This window comes from Microcoleus anatoxicus, from assembly GCF_042465725.1.
In the GTDB taxonomy this organism is placed as follows: domain Bacteria; phylum Cyanobacteriota; class Cyanobacteriia; order Cyanobacteriales; family Microcoleaceae; genus Microcoleus; species Microcoleus anatoxicus.
Window position 1 is genome coordinate 4802670 of record NZ_CP120853.1, and the last position, 19457, is coordinate 4822126.

The window sequence follows — 19457 nt, forward strand, 5'->3', positions numbered from 1 at the left end:
GCAGACCTATGTAAAATCGAATAGCGGTTGTCAGCTATCAGCAAAAGCTCTTGGCAATTGACAAACCCATACAATAGTCTGTAATTTACGTGGATTTAGGTGTGAAGGAGAAATCATGGAATTAGAATTAGAAAATGAGTTACGCACTGCCCAGCAATTACAGCCAGTTGTGGTTGGGAATGCTGGCCCGGCAATTTTAGGGATCAAGTTCAATGACTTGAACGCCGACGGTATCCGGCAGTCCAATGAACCAGGCCTGGCAAACATCCCCATCCTCCTCGAACCAGCCATAGGAAGCAATGGTCAGTTAAACGCAGCTAACGGGGATATCTCCGTCCTGACTGACGCTAACGGGGCGTTCTCATTCACAAATCTTGTCCCTGGGAATTACGTACTCACCGAAACAGTACCTGCTGGTTCCCGCCCTACAACTGCCAACCCCCTCGCTGTCAACGTTGGAAACAGCAATGTCAACGTTTTCTTTGGTAACACCACAGTTACAGGTAGCCGGATCGTTGGATGCAAATATCTAGACTTAGATGGGGACGGCTTCCGAGATGGTGATGAACCGGGCATTAAAAATGTCAGAATATATCTCGATGGCAGCAACGGTAGCGTCCCTAACGGGCAATTCGATGCAGGGGAACTTAACACCCTCACCGACAAAAACGGTGCATGGTCCTTCAACGTCACACCGGGAACCTACAAAGTTCGGGAAGAACGGATCAGACCAGCAGTTCCTGCCAATGCCAACGGAATAGAAGTTAATGCGACGAACGCAGAACCCTTAGAAACAAGGGATTTTCTCCAAAGCACCCCGCCTAATAACATTCCGCTACTAGATGTAACAGTAGCTGCTGGCCAAACTTTTGCCTGCGCTCAAGTTGGTGACACCCCGCTTTATCAAATTGAAATTAACAAGTTTCGAGACATAGACCGCAACGGTTCCCGAAATGTGGTCAATGGAGTTTTGGAACCCCCCATTGCTCGCGTACCCTTCATTTTAGATTTAAACAACAACGGTCGCTGGGATTCAACCACTGAACCCATTGCACTCACCGATGTCAACGGAGTGGCTACCTTCAAGGATTTGCGAGCTGGCAATTACCCAGTATTGGAAATTTTTCCAGCCACATTGCCAGATGGCAGTGCCCCCGGCAACCTGAATGCTCCAGTAGCAACTACTCCTAACCCCGTTGTGATTTCGGCACCAGGCCCCCAAGCACGATTCCAGGGTACGATCAGCAAAGAGCAACCGCTGATTGTAGCAGACTCAACCTATACACTGAAGCCAAACGATCCTAAGTTCGTAGATACTAACCGCGACGGCACCCAACAGGTCGGGGAAAGATCCATTGCGACAACTGGTGAGCGGCCGATTTTTGCAGCGCCAACCAACACTTTACCAGCGCGTAACCCTTCACCGTCACTGACGTTTTCTCCTGTGGGGGTTAATCCTGGCAATGACACCAATAGTCCTGTGGGCAACACTCGACCAAACATCAATATCTTCAAATACAATGACCTGAATGCCAACGGTCGCTACGAACCAACTCAGGGTGAAGCACCTATCAGTGGTGTTACTGTGTTCCTCGACACCAACAATGATGGGGTTGCCAACGCCGGAGAAGCACAACTACAGACTAATGCCCAAGGGAGAGCAGCATTTACCAACTTGGCTCCCGGCAATTACACAGTGCGGGAAGTAGTACCTGCAAATTTCTCGGCTTCTACACCTGTTAGCGTTCCGGTGACTCTGGGTACTCAGGATGCCAACATTACTTTTGCCAACACACCCAACAGCAACATCACTGGTTGCAAATTCGAGGATTTTAACCTCAACGGCTACCGAGATGGAAATGAGCCAGCTATTGCTGGTGTCACGATTTTTATCGATACCAATGGCGACGGTCAGTTACAGTCAACAGAACCGACTACTACGACCAATCAGTTTGGTACCTTTGCATTCAACAATTTGGCCCCTGGTAATTACAAGATTCGAGAAGTAACTCCTCCTGGTTATTTCCAAACGACTCAACCTGTGGATGTTGTTCTCGGTGCCAATCAAACCTTTACCTGTGCTTTGGTCGGTAACTCTCGCCGCTATGATTTGTTAGTTCCTAAATTCCGGGACGACAACCGCAACGGTGTACGGGATGCGAACGAAATTCCTCTAGAAGGTGTTCCATTTACTTTGGATTTGAACCGGAACGGTCGTTATGATGCAGCCAGCGAACCGCTAGTCAGAACTGATGCCCAAGGTATTGCTCGCTTTACCGATTTGTCTCCGGCTAATTACTCGGTTTTGGAAGTCTTCAACGTGGCTTCTGTTCCCAACCCGTTCCCCATCCCAACAGGTCCTAACCCCGTTAACTTTAACGTGCCTGGTCCGAACACAGTGCCTTCGCCAGTTCGTACAGCCAGGAGTGTTTCTGGAGTCGATCCTCTGACTGGTGATGGTGTGGTAACTGCTTCTGGTATCGATCCTCTACTAGACGGTGGTAGTTCCCTCGATGCTACGGTTTCAGCCAGCGGCCTCTCTAGCTTTTTAGTACCTCAGAGTGCTGTGGTTAGCACCTTTGATGACTTGGATGCTTTGAAAACTGCGAGTTCGCTGACGACTACAGTAACTACACCAGATAAGTCTCTGGATGAATTACTGTTAGGCTATACCAATCCTGCTCCTAGCCCGCTGTTGTAATGTTAAGTTGAATCTCTAGTTTGAGATTCAACTATTAGCAGTTAGCTTTTTTTAGATAAACCCGCCCTCTCCTAACCTATGGTTGTTGAGGGCGGGTTTTTTGAGATTTTGGATGATGGTGGTAGGGGCGGGTTTTACAGAAAATATTTGATAAAAACTCACAATTCATATAAACCCGCCCTCTTTCTTTCTCGGAGGGCGGGTTTTTTGAGATTTTGGATGAGTGACAAAGATTGTTTGTGGAACCCGCCCCTACTACACATAAACCACAACTGGGAGGGCGGGTTTTTTGATATTTTGGATGAATGATATCAAATTCGTTGGCATCGGAATTGTTAGAAATTAGGAGACGGCAGTGCCCATTAGTGTCAACTTAAGCCTGAAATCCCTGATAAATATCGCTTTTAGGCAAAGTCTAGATCCCCCTAAATCCCCCTTAAGAAGGGGGACTTTGATCGGACTCTTGTCCCCCCCTTCTTAAGGGGGGCTAGGGGGGATCGAAATCTAAGAGTCAAACAGAAGTCTCTGACTACATTTGACGTTAAGTTGACACCAATGGGCAGTGCCGTGTCCCTACCGAAAATAATACTGTTTCGTTGGCATCGGAATTGTTAGAAATTAGGACACGGCATTGCCGTGTCCCTACCGAAAATGATACTGTAGGGACACGGCATTGCCGTGTCCTCTATTATGTCTGAATGCTCAATTAGCCAGCCATTTCTTGCTGCAATGTGCTTTTAGCTGCTTTAAATTGAGTAGCCATTTGCTCCATTTCGGCTTCGCTGAAGTTGCGGCGAATTTGAGGGAACATATCATTTTCTTCTTCTTTCACATGAGCCTTCACCGCTGTTTTTAGCTGGGCAATTTGAGCTTTGAATTCAGAAGTAGCATGGGGGTTGAGAGCCTTAATCTTTGAGAGCGTTTGCTTCATTTCGGCTTGCTCGTTATACAGTTGTTGAGTGTCGCTGTAATAGCTGCGAACTGCTGGGTAAACAATTTGTTCTTCTGCTTCGGCGTGCACGCTTAAATCTTTGTACAACTGGCCGAAGAATTCTTGCAGTTTTTGGGGATCTTCGGTTTTTTCGATTTCCATAAATAGAGTATCGACTTTGCGGTGATCCATTGTGATGATTTCGATGATGTTCATTTCATCTTTGGTGCGGGTGACAGCACTACCGATGATGCCACTCATAGCAGCCATTCCATCTTGGACTCTAGCCCAAACGCCTTGGTCGGGGTCTTTTCCAGTTAGTTCGCGCACGCCCAAAACTTCTAGCATTCCTTTGAGTTGTTCTTGGTGAGCGCGGTTTTCAAAGTTGACTGTGTTGAGGGGGGTAATGGCGGCTTCGATGTCGGCACCAACTACTTGGGCGGCTTTGTGAACTAATAGGCCGGCCATTGTTTGTTTGTGTTTGAGTAGTTCGTGCTGACTTACTTTTTCAAACATGGTTAGTTCAGAACCTTTCATGAGTTTCTGGACTGCTTCAATCATTTCTGTGGTGGTTTCTTGTGGTTCAGATTGAATTCCATATTGAACGATTACGGTTTCCAATACGCCCATGTTTTTGCGATCGTCCTCAAGCATATCCCGGAAGCGATCGCACAGTTCGGCATCGTTGCAGGATTTGATAAACATTTCTTCGTTAGCGATGAGCAACTTTTGCAGTGCTTTCATGTCTGCTAATTTCATGCCTATCGCTTGGCGTTTGGTGTCTTCAAGAGTAGCTACCATTGCTCTGTTCTCCTCTGAATGTGTGTCGTGTTCTTATTCTTAAAGGTATTGAAATATTTCGAGCAATTCCTCTTTCTCCCGACTGATTCATTAATATCTCGCACAACCTATTGACTTTTAAACTAAAAAATGGTAGTAAATTAAGGCTCAAGGTAGTTTAAAAAAAGCAAAAATTACTTCCTGACAGACAACAGTCAACCCTTCGACCCTTCGACTCCGCTCAGGGCGACGCTCCGCTCAGGGCGGCGCAGTCAACTGACAACAGTCAACTGACAACAGTCAACTGACAACAGTCAACTGAGTTTTGTATCAATGCACCCCGATCGCCCATCTGTAAAGCGCTAATATTAACTAAAGTTTAAGAATAATTAGCTTGTCTCAAATCCTGACTGCTTTAGATTTTCCAGCAAAGGTCTGGAAGCTGAATAACGGGTTAACGGTGATTCACCAGCACCTGAAGGCTACACCTGTGGTCGCACTAGACGTGTGGGTAAAGGCGGGTGCAACGCTGGAGCCGGATTCGTGGTCTGGAATGGCTCACTTTCTAGAACATATGATATTTAAGGGGACTGATTCGATCGCCCCGGTCGAATTTGACCAAATAATCGAAAATCGTGGCGGTGTGACTAATGCAGCGACAAGTCACGACTACGCCCATTTTTATGTCACGGCGGCGGCAAGTTATTTAGCAGAAACTACTCAGCCACTAGCAGAATTGCTGCTGCGGGCTTCGATTCCAGATTCAGAATTCGATCGCGAGCGAGATGTGGTGCTAGAAGAAATCCGCCAAGCTCAAGATGATCCCGATTGGCTGGGTTTTCAAGCAATGATGGAAACAGTTTATCAGTGCCATCCCTACAGGCGATCGGTATTGGGCACAGAAGAGTTGCTGATGTCGCTAACACCCCACGAAATGCGCTGTTTTCATCGATCGCACTATCAACCAGAAAATATGACTGTGGTGATAGTTGGGGGAGTTGAGGAAGCACAGGCGATGGATTTGACTAGCCAAGCTTTTGGGGAGTTCTCCGACAGGTGGGAGTGTCCCAAGTTGGTAGCAGAAGCTGAACCGCCACTGGTAGAGATGCGCCGTCAGGAACTTTATCTTCCTAGATTGGAACAAGCACGGCTGATGATGGCTTGGACGGGGCCGGGAGTAGCACAATTGGAAAGTGCTTGTGGCTTGGATTTGCTGTCGGTGTTGCTCGCTGACGGGCGATCGTCTCGTTTAGTCAGGGAACTGCGGGAAGAACTACAATTGGTACAGGCGATCGAGAGCTCTTTTTCCTTACAACGGGAATCGAGTTTATTTACGATAAGTGCTGTGTTGGCCGCGGAGGATGTCGAAAGGGTGGAAAGTGTGATTTGCGATCGACTTTGGCAATTGCAGTCAGAGCTGGTTTCTGAGGTAGAATTGCTTCGCTGTAAGCGTTTGCTGTGCAACGATTTTGCTTTCTCCATCGAAACCCCAGCCCAACTGGCTGGTCTTTATGGGTATTACAATACGATCGCCAAAGCTGAATTAGCTATGAGCTATCCAAGCAAAATTCAGGCATTCGAGCCACTAGACATCCAGCGTTTAGCTCGACAATATCTTTCTCCCAAACACTATGCGGCCGTGGTGCTAAAACCAATTTAGTCATTAGTCAGTAGTCAGTAGTCATTAGTCATTAGTCAGTTTCCCAATTCCCACTAAATTAAAAATGAAAAATGAAATCCACCGCACAGTTTTAGACAATGGTATTGTTGTCTTGGCAGCAGAAAACCCAGCCGCAGATATTATTGCAGCTAGGATATTCCTACGGGCTGGTAGCCGCTGCGTACAGCCAGAACAAGCTGGATTGTGTCACTTGCTGTCGGCGGTAATGACTAAAGGAACCGATCGCCTTTCTTCCCTAGAAATTGCCGAACGTGTAGAATCGGTGGGAGCGAGGTTGGGTACGGATTCAACTTCCGACTATTTTTTGGTGAGTTTGAAGACCGTTTCAGCCGACTTTACGGATATTTTGGAGTTGGCGAGTGAATTGATGCGATCGCCCACTTTTCCAGAAGCAGAAGTGGAACTAGAACGTCGCATTGCTATATCAGCAATTCGATCGCAAAAAGAACAACCATTTTCCATCGCGTTTGAGCAACTGCGGCAGACGATGTATCAGGATCATCCCTATGCTTTCTCTACCTTGGGCACGGAAGATACCATGTCCAACCTGACTAGAACCGATCTCCAACAGTTTCACAAAACCTATTTCCGCCCGGATAATGTAGTTATTTCTGTAGCCGGCAGAATATCAACGGAAGATGCGATCGCCCTAGTCGATCGCATTTTTGGCGACTGGAAAGCGCCAGCAACACCCCTACCCACTTTAAGCTTACCCCCCATCATCCCCCACCCGAAATCGGCGTTGAAGCCCCAAGAAACCCAGCAATCAGTGGTGATGTTGGGCTACCTTGCACCAGCAGTAAAAGATAGTGGCTACGCAGCGCTGAAATTGCTCAATAGTTATTTGGGTAATGGTTTGTCGAGTCGGTTGTTTGTGGAATTGCGGGAAAAGCGAGGTTTGGCTTACGATGTTTCCTCCATGTATGCGACGCGGTTAGATGCAGCACAGTTTGTGGTGTATATGGGTACGGCCCCGGAAAATACACAGACTGCTTTTGATGGATTGCGTACAGAAGTCGATCGACTAGCAAATACCCAACTAGATGACGAGGAATTGCAAGCTTGTAAGAACAAAATCCTCGGTCAATATGCTTTAGGAAAACAGACTAATTCACAAATTGCTCAAGTTGTAGGCTGGTACGAAACCTTGGGATTGGGAATTAAATTTGATGAAGAATTCCAAGCAGAAATTGCCCAGGTAACTGCTGCTGAAGCGCGGGATGCTGCTAGGAAATTTTTTGTAGAACCCTATGTTTCTTTGGTGGGCCCGGAGGCTGCAATTACAGAATTTGGGCTGGCGGCGGTTTGTTGAGGAGGAAAAGTGCGATCGAACTTTTCACAAGTTCGATCGATTCCATCCTTAGATACGCATTAGTATTTATTCTTGGAAACGAGTCAACAGCCTTTTGACAGTGGCGATGGGGTGTCTGATCCTCCAGACTTGAAAGTTATCTAAGATAGGATTAGTGCCTGGTAGCTTGACCCAATCATCGCAGAGAATACCTTCAACCGGGTTGGGCACCCCTGGGCGGCACCAAGCTGTCGGAACTACTACTATCTTCTGTGGGTGCGGGTTCAACCAAGCACCCCACCAGGAAAAAGTGGAATTAGTAATCACATTAGCTCGACATAAAGTCATTAAATAAAGCTGCTGAGGAGCATTCAGGTTATCTACAAAGATCAATTCACGCTCTTTAATGTCACGCAAAAATTCTCTGGCTAAATCTGGACGATCGGAAAACACAAGAATTGAACCCAAAGGTTCGATCGCACTTAAGGAATTCTTGTAAAAAGAAAGCGGGTAAAGCGGGAAATATTCTCTGGTATTGCCGTAGTCGGTATCGAGGCGCAGCGAAAAGCTGACACAATCCTTTTGCAAAATGTCGCCATAGAGCTTTTTTACCTCAGTGACAATCTCGTTCTTGAAAGTGTACCACTCACGTACAAGTTGCTTATCTGAGTAATATTTTTCAGATTGAAAGAAACCTTGCATTTCAGTGTGGTCTCCGATGGAAAGCGCTGCCGGTGTAAAGCCAGCTTCAGGATGGGGGTCGAAATAATGAACAATCCCGGCCGGTGCGCTAGCACGCTCACCTTCGTCCTTCAGGTTGAAGATATCATCACCATCCCACTTAGGGCAAAAAAATTGAGTTCCCAGACGTCGTGCTGTTGTTCTCAAGAATGCGTATTGAAATAATTGATTGCCCAGTCTTCCGTAGTTTCCTAACTTAGAGAAAGAAATCATGAGAGTTTACCTATGGTTTAAGACAGCTTCCAGCAGGCGTACACTTTAATATTGTATAGCAAATCGCCTGCATTGTCTGAGCGATTGCTATACAATATTAGCTGCAAATTTAGCGCAGGTTTGTATTAGTAGTAACTAATTTATGGGCTAAATTCAATCTCAAATTAACCCGAAATTAACTGCACTGATACTGCTAGCAGAGACTCCACTGAGAGCCGCTAAAGTTTCGCCCGTTTGCGCAAGGCGGATGAAAGTTGCACCGCTATCTTGGACTATAGCCAATTGCGAAAAACTCAGCCCGTTACCCAATACTAACAAATCTTTGCCAATCTCAAAATCAGCGATCGTATCAATACCGGAATTGGTGGAAAGCAAGAATCGATCGCTCCCTACATCCCCTACTAAGGTATCATCACCCAAATCGCCACTGAGGAAATCGTTACCCTCACCTCCTAGTAGAATATCATTGCCTTGACCGCCGCGCAGCGAGTCGTCGCCCTTTTCACCAAGCAGGATATCTTCACCTCGATTACCAGAAAGGAAGTCACTGCCAGCACCACCTGTCAAAGTATCAAAACCTTTGCCACCGTAAAGGGTATCGTCACCGATTCCACCATCTGTCAAGTCGTTGCCCTGATTGCCATTAAACCAGTCATTGCCATCCAGCCCAAACAGCAAATCACTTCCTTTTTTGCCACGCAATATATCATCGCTAGCGCCGCCCACTAGGGTATCGTCGCCATCTGTACTTTCAGCGGTATTTTGACCATCTTTGACTAATTCAATGCCGCTGCTGGGTAAAGTGTCATCGGGTGTAGATGGTGTGCTGCCGCTGGAGTCATCAGTATCTAAGGTATTGCGGACTGTTGGGTTGTTAGCTGTCGCCGACTGAATTTGGGTATTTAGAGATGCACCTGTATTTTCAGAAATCGCCGATTGAATTGTCTTTGTTCCGGCTGCGACTTGCTGTAAATCTTGGGCGACTTCTCCTTGCGCCACTTTTTGGATGCGGGCGATTTCTGTCGCGGCATCTGAGGGCGAGGAATTGCTGGATGCGATCGCCTTAATTTGCTGATTTCCCTCGGCAATAATTTTGGCAGCATCGGAGGCAATACTAGATACTTGCGGTGCTTGCAGTTGACTCGCCGCCGACTGAATAATCGCCTGCAATTGGGTGGAATTGCTTAAATCTAGAGTGCCAGATTTAATTTGATTGGCAACGGTGGAAATTACGCGATCGGCAATCTCATTTTTAGGGGTAGTTGCAGCACCGCTAATTAAATCAGTTATCAAAACAATGGTATTTTGTACCTGAGCGTGTGCTGCATAAACCGCCAAGCCGTTCGGATCATTTTGAGTAATTGCCTGTAGCGGATCGTAGCTAGTCAAGTCAATTGCTGACGACAGTCCGAGTGCAGATTTCACCTGATTTTGCGCCTGATTTTGATCAGTACCTTGCTCGACTAACTCGGTCAATAGAGTAGTTAACGGAGTGACGACAGTAGCATCTGGTGTGGCAAATAGGGGCGTTTGCTGCGGCAAATAAGTAGAGGTATTGATACCGTCTATCAGTACAATTCTGCCTTCTTCCGGTTCGAGGTCGCCGTTATTATTTTTGTCGAATTTGTCAAGAGAGACATCTAAGTCAAAGCTGCCATCGGCGTTAGTAATTGAGAACGGTTCGCTGTCATCTTTGACTCCATTAAAATTTGCATGAAGAAGACAGTCGCCCCGGCCATGTAACCGTTAATTGCTTTGCCCCTAGTGCTAGAACTCGGCCCTAAACTAAAGCTAGCTAACTCAAATGTGGCAAAGTTATTATCGTAGACTGTTTTGTAATCAAATCCGCAAGGATAAGGTATAGTGAAGCGCTTCCGAAATATTTTGAAAGTTTTCTCACAGAATTTGACGGAAATTACCTTAGCTTCAGCACCCAAGAAAGCATTGACTTGTCCTGTTACATCAAACAGTTCCAATGGTTTGCTAATGCGAGAAGTGATTTCTGATACTCGGATTTTGCCGTCACCGCCTTGTTTGGGCTGGAATTCTCCAATATCGATCAGATCGATACCGACTTTTCCTTGAATTCCACCTTTGACATAACCGGAGACAATTTTCGCATCTATGCCAGCACCTACGGCAATGCTAGCGTCAAGTGTTAGTTCGTCAACATCTGCCCCTGTACCGTCAGCATTTTCGCGATCGCTCACATAAAATCCATCCAAAACTTGGTCAGCAGAACCCGCAGCAAAATTCGAGTCTTTCCACTGACTTAATCCGTAGGTATCGTACCCAAAGCCTAGATGGGCTGAAGCACTAAACTTACCTTCGAGTAAACCCTTAAGCGGCCCCCATATCGGAAAATCTTTCCGAATATTAAAGTCAAATTCCAGTTTGGGTATCTGATAGCTTAAGACCGGAACATCCGGTTTACCTATCAGCAATTGAATCGCGGTTTCTGGTTTGGTCAAGAGTGGCAAATCAAAGCCATCAATATCTTGTAAAGCATTTAAGAATTCCTTGACCTTGCCGCTTGTTTTGGAGTTTATTTGTTGGTTGGCGGTTTGCTGTACAGCAGTTTTTGGGACTGAAAAAGCAGTCTGAAGACGATCACTTTGTTCGGCAACATCTATATTCCCCAGAGTGTAGGAACCCAACTCGATTTTATCGGGAGAGTTTGCTATTTGGGTTGCCAAATTAACAACCTTATCAACCTTAGCAACCGCATCTAAAAAGCGAGTATCGATATCGCGACCAGAGATTTTTGCTGCCAGTTCTAGTACACTGACTTTGCCATCCCCATTTTTATCAAATGGCCCCGCTAGACCTAGTTTAGACAGTAACTTGGTGTCGGCATTCAGAAAGTTAATAACTGGTCGAAATGGTTTAATGACATCGGAAATTTTACCGATAATTGGTTTGGCAAAATTGTTGACAAATGTCCCCAAATCTAGTTGCATATTGTTAAATGCAACTGTGGGTTTTTGCGGCCCGGTTAATTGACCGTTGGCGTAATTTAGGAGCGGCCAATTAACTGCTAAGTCGAAGTTATAGGATGGGAATGCAGCATTGCCGTTGATGCTGGTTTTTCCGGTGAGACCGAGATTAGCATTGCTCGTTAAGTTGGCATTGAATAAGTCTTTAAACTGATAGTTGTTGCCTTGCAGTTCTGGCAAGGTGAGTCGAGCGCCATCATTTGGGCCACCCAGATTGTCTAAGTCATTCAGCTTGACTTCGAGGTTGGCATCGACTTTAGTAGGGTTGTTGGTATCGTTTGCAAGGTCAACTTGGAAAAAACCTAAGTTCCCTTTAGCCTTGAATTCATCATTTAGAGCCAAGTCGATATTGGCGTTTAACTTGGTTTTGTCAGTATCTATGTAGCAGCCAAAATCTTTACTAACACCAACTCCTAGGGACAAGTTGTATTCGTATTTTGATTTCGCCTTCCCGTCACGTTTAAACCTAGAACTGGAACTCCTAAATCTTTGGAGAGATTGATATCAGGAAATTGGTATTTCTTGCCAAGTGTAATTAGCAGGGTGCTATCATCGGCAGTTGAGTTTCCATCTAGTTTGACATCAAAATCTGACCCTAAAGTATTGCGGATGCTACTTTCTAATTGACTCAGACTTTGATTTGCCCCATTTTTAATCGTATCGACTAGCTTAGTCTTGATGTTGCTAATAAAATCTGGGGAAATTTTCTTGAGCGGGCCGAAAAGGGGTAGGTTAACTGCCTGTAATTGGTCGTCAAGAATTTTCTCAAGTTTATCTAATCCAGCTTCTACGCCGCACCAATTCTTGTCTGTGCCGATGATACCACCAGCAGGTGTGTCATTACCTCCAATGCCTAGTCGTGAAGGTGTTGGTGTCGGAGTGACAGATGTTGTCGGTGTCGGAGTCGGAGTGACGGATGTTGTCGGTGTCGGAGTCGGAGTGACTGATGTCGTCGGCGTTGGCGTCGGAGTGACTGATGTCGTCGGCGTCGGAGTCGGAGTGACTGATGTCGTCGGTGTCGGAGTCGGAGTGACGGATGTCGTCGGCGTCGGAGTCGGAGTGACGGATGTCGTCGGTGTCGGAGTCGGAGTAACTGATGTCGCCGGTGTCGGAGTCGGCTCTGGTGTTGGTGTGGGTGTCGGAGTTGGTGTTGGTGTCGGTGTCGGCGCTACGTCATTATCGGCGATCGCCACAACCACCCCACCAACCACAATCCCGTTATACTTAGCATCGCTACTCGTCACATTGTGAGTGATATTCCCACTGTGCGCCCCTTCGACAACCGCATCATCAACAGCTTTCACCGTAACTGGTTGAGATACATTCCAATTAACGGGTGTAAAAGTGATAGGCGCGATCGGCCCTATCTGATTATCTGTTGTGAGATTTATGGTGACTGGGGCGATCGGCTGCGAGGTTAACTTGAGCTCATAAGTACCATTCGCCCCGCCTTCTGTAGCTTTCGTTTCGGCAACACTAACAAAAACACCAGCCGAATCATTGTCCTTATTAGTAATGCTAACATCCGCTACATCTTTGTTACTGTAATTCGCATCTGTACTAACAGCAGCAGCCGTCACAACTTTGTAGTCAACATCGCCGTCAGTAATGCTATCCTCAACCCCAGTTACTGTCACCGGTTGCGCTGTATTCCAGTTAGCCGGAGTGAAAACTAAACTCGCCGGCGCAACAGTTCCTTCCTTCACATTGTCACTGCTCAAACCAACAGTCACATTAGCAGTTGGTTTAGTATTCAGAACTACAGTAAAATTAGCTTTAGTGCCATCTTCACCCGTAGTTAATCCCGCCGTCGGATTGACAGTAATTCCCGCAGTTTCATTGTCACTGTTGGTGGCGGTGACATCCAAGGGATTGAGGTTATTGTAATTAGCATCGGTGCTGACAGCAGCCGCTGTGACAATTTTGTAAGCTACATTTCCATCAACTTTAAAATCGTCAACGCCTGTCACCGTTACTGTTTGCTCTTGGTTCCAATTAGCAGAAGTGAAAGTTAAGCTATTAGTAGAAACTGTTCCCTCGGCAACATTGTCACTACTCAAACCGAAAGTAACGTTAGCACTCGGTTGCGAATTGAGTTTGACTGCGAAAGTCGCTTTGCCGCCGACTTCACTTGTCGTTAATCCTGTTGGCTTAATCGTAATTCCCGGAGTGTCATTATCAGTGTTGGTAACGGTGACATCCGAGGGATTGAGATTGTTGTAATTAGCATCAGTGCTGACAGCAGCCGCCGTGACAATTTTGTAAGCTACCTTGCCATCAACTTTAAAATCGTCAATACCTGTTACCGTTACTGTTTGCAGTTGGCTGTAGTTAGCGGGAGTGAAAGTTAAGCTCGCCGGCGCAACAGTTCCTTCGGCAACATTGTCACTGCTCAAACCGAAAGTAACGTTAGCAGTTGGTTGCGAATTGAGTTTGACTGTGAAAGTCGCTTTTCCGCCAACTTCACTGGTAGTTAATCCTGTAATTGGGTTAACAGTAATTCCCGCAGTTTCATTGTCGCTGTTGGTGGCGGTGACATCATCAGGATTGAAATTGTTGTAATTAGCATCGGTGCTGGCAGCAGCCGCCGTGACAATTTTGTAGTTTTTATTTCCGTCTGCAACCAAATCGTCAACACCAGTCACCGTGACTGTTTTCGGTTGACTGTAGTCAGCAGGAGTGAAAGTTAAGCTATTAGGAGAAACTGTTCCTTCAGCAACATTGTCACTACTCAAACCGAAAGTAACGTTAGCACTCGGCTGCGAATTGAGTTTGACTGTGAAAGTAGCTTTACCGCCGAGTTCACTCGTAGTTAATCCTGTAATTGGGCTGACAGTAACGCCAACTTTGTCGTCGTTAGTAATTGTTGTGGTGGCGGTAGCAGTGGTAATTGTTGGTGTTACCCCTGCGCCTGCGGGACTTGATAGAGTGACGGTAATAGTTTCGTCTGGTTCAACGATGGTGTCGCCTAACACATCGAGAGTAATCGTTTTCGATGTTTCACCGGCTGTAAAATTAATCGTGCCTGCGATACCCGTTGCCGCAGAAGTGCCGCCTATGTTGTTGTAATCGCTGACGTTTGTAGCAGTACCTGCGATCGCATAATCTATTTTGCTCGCAAACTCAGTGGAACCGCTGCGGGTAACAGTAAATGTGACTCCTGTTTTGCCGGAATTCCCTTCAGTAAGGGTTGCAGTACCAGCACTAACTGCGTAGTCGATCGGATTGAGTAGAATTGTCACCTTGCTAGCACCCGATCCGATGCGATCAAAAGGCCCAGAAATCACCCTGTTAAATCCGGCGTAAATCTCCGAATTGACAGGCCCGCCATTATCAGCTTGACCGTTGAGGGCGTAAAGATACGGCGAATTCAAGCTATTTTTTAGTCCGTTTTTGTTATCCCACGCCAGTTGTTCGTTGCTGACTTCTAACTCGATGCGGGAACCATTACTCACAAAGTTAGGCACATTTCCTGGGGGAAGTTCTCCGCCAGGGGGTGTATTGTAGTCATTGCCAAAAACTGCCATACTCCCGTTAACAATCTGCACCTCGGCATCGCGACTTTGATCGCCTGAATCCCCTCCATAGCCGTCGTTTGACGCAGAGTCGCCGAGATTTACCGTCCATCCTGACGGGGCTTTGTCGTATTCAACGATAAATTTTGCTTTCTTGACGTTACCATCAAAATTGATTTTGGCTACCGCTTCTAACCAACTGTCTGCGTTGGAGTCTGCCGGGGTATTTACTAGAGAAATAAACGGGTTGGGCTGACCAGTAATTGCGCCTGTTTTGAGGTCAATTTTGTAAGGACTCAGGGTTGAAGGTTGATCGTTTGCGGCAATAGTTAGTGTGGTTTGTTTGGTTGTACCCGCAACGCCTCCAGTAATTGTGCCAAAGTTGAAAATTGCAGTTTCGGCGTTTTCAGGGAGATTGTCGGGCTTGATAGTAACTGCAACATTCTTGGTGAGTGCTGCACCTGTTGCACCTGCGGGGAATGTAATCGAGGTAGGGGAAATAGTGTAGTCTGAATTTTGGGTGGCACTGCTACTGGGATTGATAACAATTGGTACAACTACATCGCCCAAGGGAGTGCCGCTGATGGTGACGGGAATATTAACTACTGTGTCACTGCTTCCTTCTGTAGCGCTGTAAGTTGCAGCCCCAAAATTGACTGTATTGGGTGTATTTAGCAGAATGGAAACATTGTCAGAACTTCCGTTTGTTACCATTACTGCCAAATCGGGTAGAGAATCGTTGTTAAAATCGTTTACTGTTACCCTACCAGGGTAGGTCCCTGTTAATGCAAAGTCGATGGGCTGACTAAAACCCCCTGTGCCATTTCCCAGTAAAATTGATAGGTTTGTAGACTTATAGTTCGATACTGCTAAATCTAGTTTATTGTCACCGTTTAAATCAAATGCCGCGACAGAATTAGCACCTAATCCAGCGTTGAAGTTAGTGGCATTAGTAAAACCGCCTGTACCATTTCCTAACAAAATAGATACGTTGTTAGAACCGTTGTTGGCTGTTGCTAGGTCGAGGTTGCCATCTACATTAAAGTCGGCCACAATAATTGAATTGGGAGCTTGTCCCGTACCAAAGTTAGTGGCGGCACCAAAACCGCCAGTGCCATTTCCCAAAAGGATAGAGATATTATTAGAAAGACTGTTCCCCACTGCTAAGTCGGGAAAGTTATCAGCGTTAAAGTTGCCGACAGCAACCGAAGCCGGAATTCCTCCGACATTAAAATTAGTAGCAGCGCTAAAACCACCAGTGCCATTTCCCAATAAAATTGAAACACTGCCAGTACCTTGAGGATTAGCGTTTACCACTGCTAAATCGGGGAAGGTATCGGGATTAAAGTTACCACTGGCGATAGACATGGGAGTGTTCCCTACGTTGAAGTTTGTAGGCGTACCAAAGCCACCAGTGCCGTTTCCCGGTCTAATTGAGACAATGCCAGAAAAAGCTAGATTTGCTGTTGCTAAGTCTAATATGTTGTCGGAGTTAAAGTTGCCAAGTTTCGTCGGGCCTCCGGGAAAGCTGATGGGCTGTTTAAAACTGCCATTCCCGTTGGCTAAGAAAACTCCGCCACCTATAACTAAGTCGAAGATGCCGTCACCGTTGTAGTCTACGGAGGGAACGAAGGGATCTAGTGCCATCGGAAAATTAGTCGCAGCACTGAAACTGGAGAGAACATGATTGTAAGTTGCGATCGCATCTTCTCGAAATACTAGCGGTGTTTTGATTTCTCCGGTTCTGGTTTCTAGTTCCCAGTCGCCGCATTTTGTCGCGCTTCCGGTGAGGTTTTTGGAGGCGGCAACGTTGGTATTTGTGAGTTCGGCAATGCGCTGAATGAAGGTGAAACCATCTAGATATAAATCTAAATCTACATCTAAATTTCTCGCTTGTTCCCCGGTTCCGCCGGGGGTTGAAACCCCCGTCTCATAGCACAAGTCATCTAAAGATGACTGAATAAATGAATTATTCCCTGTCGGTTGAAACCGACTTCCGCTATGAGACGGGGAATTGATTCCCCGGCGGACTCTCGGATAAACGCGAGGCCCAGATGCCACATTGCAACCGTAAATCAGAATATCCGCATTGTCTGTAAAAGCACTCCGCCATTGCTGCAATTGTTCGGAATATGTTTCTAAATTAGCTTCGGAAAATCTGGTTTTTCCCAGTTGCAAACTACCGGGAGCACCGTGAGAAACTATATGAATGCTGTCAATATTGGTACGACAAGCTAAGATTTGAGTAATTTGGGCGATCGCATCTTTCTGCCCATCCAAAACGACTACTTCCGTACCCGGTTTCACCCCAGCAATCAAACTTTGATAATCTTTAACTTTACTGTCTATAAAGGCGATCGCACTTAGGGAAACTTTACTATTTAAATTTGGCATAATACACCTGACTGGGGGTAAAAAAAAGACAACAATTCCCCGATTTCGCGACTTGCATCCGAAACTATTTTTGAATGTTGTAGCAACTCTAACAGTATTTTCAGAGAATCTCTATAAAGTTTTGCTGAAAAATACCTGTTTAAATAAATTTTTGATGAAGATGGAAGATTTATTAAGTAATATTGCGGAAAATCTACTGCGAGGTCGATCGCTCAACCAAAACAAATCATCAATTAAATTGAACGTTTTGTGTTCCCGATCGGTCAAAATTGAACAGACGCCCGATCGGTCTAACTTATATGTACTTAGTAAAACATCTTCAGATAAAAAAAGGACTAACTCCCTGGTTAATCGGGTTCCTCGCCGCCGGATTGCTTGCAGGAGTTGGCTACACAGCTTACAGCCAACTCACAGTCAAATCGAAACGGGAAAGCAGGCGCAAGGAAAAAACCGTTGCTGTAGAAAGGGTGAATTTGCCGATCGCAATTTCAGCAAACGGCACAATAGCACCCGAAAGGAGTGTTAATGTCAGCCCCAAAACTTCAGGAGTGCTCAAAAGTTTGCTCGTCAAGGAAGGAGACAGCGTTAAAACAGGGCAAATTCTCGCTCAAATGGATGACTCCAACCTCCAAGGCCAACTTACCCAAAATCGCGGACAACTTGCTTCTGCTGAAGCCAACTTGCAAAAATTACTCAACGGTAATCGAGCCGAAGATATTGCAGCAGCAAAGGCGCAATTAGCCGAACAACAAGCCAGTCTCGAAAAATTGCTCAACGGTAATCGAACTCAGGATATTGCTGTCGCCGCTTCACAACTAACTGAACAACAAGCAACTCTCCAAAAATTGCTCAACGGTAATCGCACCCAGGATATTGCTGTCGCCGCTTCACAACTAACTGAACAACAAGCAACTCTCCAAAAATTGCTCAAGGGTAATCGCCCCGAAGATATCGCCCAAGCTCAAGCTAAACTCAGGGATGCTGAATATGCCAAAAACCAGGCAGAGGAAGACTTTCAGAGAAATCAGGAACTTCACACAACCGGAGCGATTTCTCTCCAAATTTTGAATAATTCTCGCACCGCGCGCGATCGAGCTCAAACTCAAGTCAGACAAGCCGAGCAAGCTCTAGCTTTGTTGCGATCCGGTTCGCGCCCGGAAGAAATTGCTGCTGCGCGGGCCGCAGTGGAGCAAAAACAGCAAGCTTTGGCGCTAATTCAAGCTGGTGCTCGCCCGGAAGATATCGCTGCGGGGCGGGCCACAGTGGAGCAAAAACGGCAAGCTTTGGCAGGAGTGCGATCGGGGGCGCGATCGGAAGATATCGCCGCTTCCCAAGCCGCAGTGGAGCAAAAACAGCAAGCTTTGGCACTAATTGAAGCTGGTGCTCGCCCGGAAGAAATCGCCCAAGCGCGGGCCCAAGTTCTCTCCGCCAAAGGTAGTCTCCAAACCGTGCAAGCACTGATTAATGATACGAAAATTCGCGCTCCTTTCAGCGGTATTGTGACTCGGAAATATGCCGATCCGGGCGCTTTTGTGACGCCCACAACGGCGGGTAGTGCGGTGTCTTCAGCGACTTCTTCTTCGATTTTATCTTTAGCTTCAAAAAATCAGGTGGTGGCTAATGTGGCAGAAAGCAATATTGCTCAAATCCGTATTGGCCAAAGTGCGTCTATTCAAGCTGATGCTTATGCGGGAAAAACTTTTACAGGTAAAGTTATCCAAATTTCGCCTCAGTCGATCGTCCAGCAAAATGTTACCAGTTTTGAGGTGAAAGCTTCGATTGTTGATGATGAAAATAAAATTTTGCGATCGGGAATGAATGTGAATGTTGAGTTTAAAGCTGGTGAATTGAAAGATGTTTTGGTTGTCCCAACTGCGGCAATTGTTCGCCAAAGAAAGGAAACGGGGGTGTATGTTACGGGTGGTGAGGATGGAAAGCCTTTGTTTGTGCCGATTAAGACTGGGATGACGGTGGATGATCGGACGGAAGTGCGATCGGGTTTGAAGGGGAATGAACAGGTTTTTATTAGTTTTCCGCCGGGATTGCGGCCGAAATCTCAAAGTCCATCGTCGGGGGGGATTCCGGGTTTGCAACCGGGGGGTGGAACTCGCTTGCGTTAGTTGTCAGTCCGCGCAGTCGGGGCTAGCTGGTTCGTCGCAGAGTCCGACAGGGATTGAAATCCCTGTCTCATAGCGAAAGTCCTCTGAAAGAGGA

Annotated in this window: 9 protein-coding genes; 4 read left to right on the forward strand and 5 right to left on the reverse strand. The window is 46.4% G+C overall.

What is annotated here, in order from left to right; all coding sequences use genetic code 11:
• Positions 1-115 precede the first annotated feature (115 nt).
• Positions 116-2701: an SdrD B-like domain-containing protein gene (locus P2A85_RS20865; RefSeq protein ID WP_377475291.1), complete on the forward strand. Its 2586-nt coding sequence runs from the start codon at positions 116-118 to the stop codon at positions 2699-2701.
• A gap of 706 nt (positions 2702-3407) precedes the next feature.
• Here P2A85_RS20865 and P2A85_RS20870 read toward each other — a convergent pair.
• A complete protein-coding gene (locus P2A85_RS20870) occupies positions 3408-4433 on the reverse strand; it encodes a hemerythrin domain-containing protein (protein ID WP_377475292.1) in 1026 nt (341 codons plus the stop codon).
• Between the two features lie 373 nt (positions 4434-4806).
• Between P2A85_RS20870 and P2A85_RS20875 the strand changes: the two genes are divergently transcribed.
• Positions 4807-6072, forward strand: a complete 1266-nt coding sequence (locus P2A85_RS20875; protein WP_377475293.1) for a M16 family metallopeptidase — start codon at positions 4807-4809, stop codon at positions 6070-6072.
• Between the two features lie 64 nt (positions 6073-6136).
• Complete coding sequence (locus P2A85_RS20880) at positions 6137-7405, forward strand: M16 family metallopeptidase (RefSeq protein WP_377475294.1); 1269 nt, start codon at positions 6137-6139, stop codon at positions 7403-7405.
• 66 nt (positions 7406-7471) lie between these two features.
• Here the strand turns inward: P2A85_RS20880 and P2A85_RS20885 are convergent, their stop codons facing one another.
• The 4 genes from P2A85_RS20885 to P2A85_RS20900 form a co-directional block, all read right to left on the reverse strand.
• Positions 7472-8338: an alpha-1,2-fucosyltransferase gene (locus P2A85_RS20885; protein WP_377475295.1), complete on the reverse strand. Its 867-nt coding sequence runs from the start codon at positions 8336-8338 to the stop codon at positions 7472-7474.
• 159 nt (positions 8339-8497) lie between these two features.
• Positions 8498-9880: a calcium-binding protein gene (locus P2A85_RS20890; RefSeq protein ID WP_377475297.1), complete on the reverse strand. Its 1383-nt coding sequence runs from the start codon at positions 9878-9880 to the stop codon at positions 8498-8500.
• 98 nt (positions 9881-9978) lie between these two features.
• Complete coding sequence (locus tag P2A85_RS20895; RefSeq protein ID WP_377475299.1) at positions 9979-11757, reverse strand: hypothetical protein; 1779 nt, start codon at positions 11755-11757, stop codon at positions 9979-9981.
• Positions 11748-17243, reverse strand: a complete 5496-nt coding sequence (locus tag P2A85_RS20900; RefSeq protein ID WP_377475300.1) for a DUF4347 domain-containing protein — start codon at positions 17241-17243, stop codon at positions 11748-11750. Before P2A85_RS20900 ends, P2A85_RS20895 begins: the two co-directional genes overlap by 10 nt.
• A gap of 299 nt (positions 17244-17542) precedes the next feature.
• Here P2A85_RS20900 and P2A85_RS20905 point away from each other — a divergent pair, with 299 nt between their 5' ends.
• A complete protein-coding gene (locus P2A85_RS20905) occupies positions 17543-19363 on the forward strand; it encodes an efflux RND transporter periplasmic adaptor subunit (protein ID WP_377475301.1) in 1821 nt (606 codons plus the stop codon).
• The last annotated feature ends 94 nt before the right edge of the window (positions 19364-19457 follow it).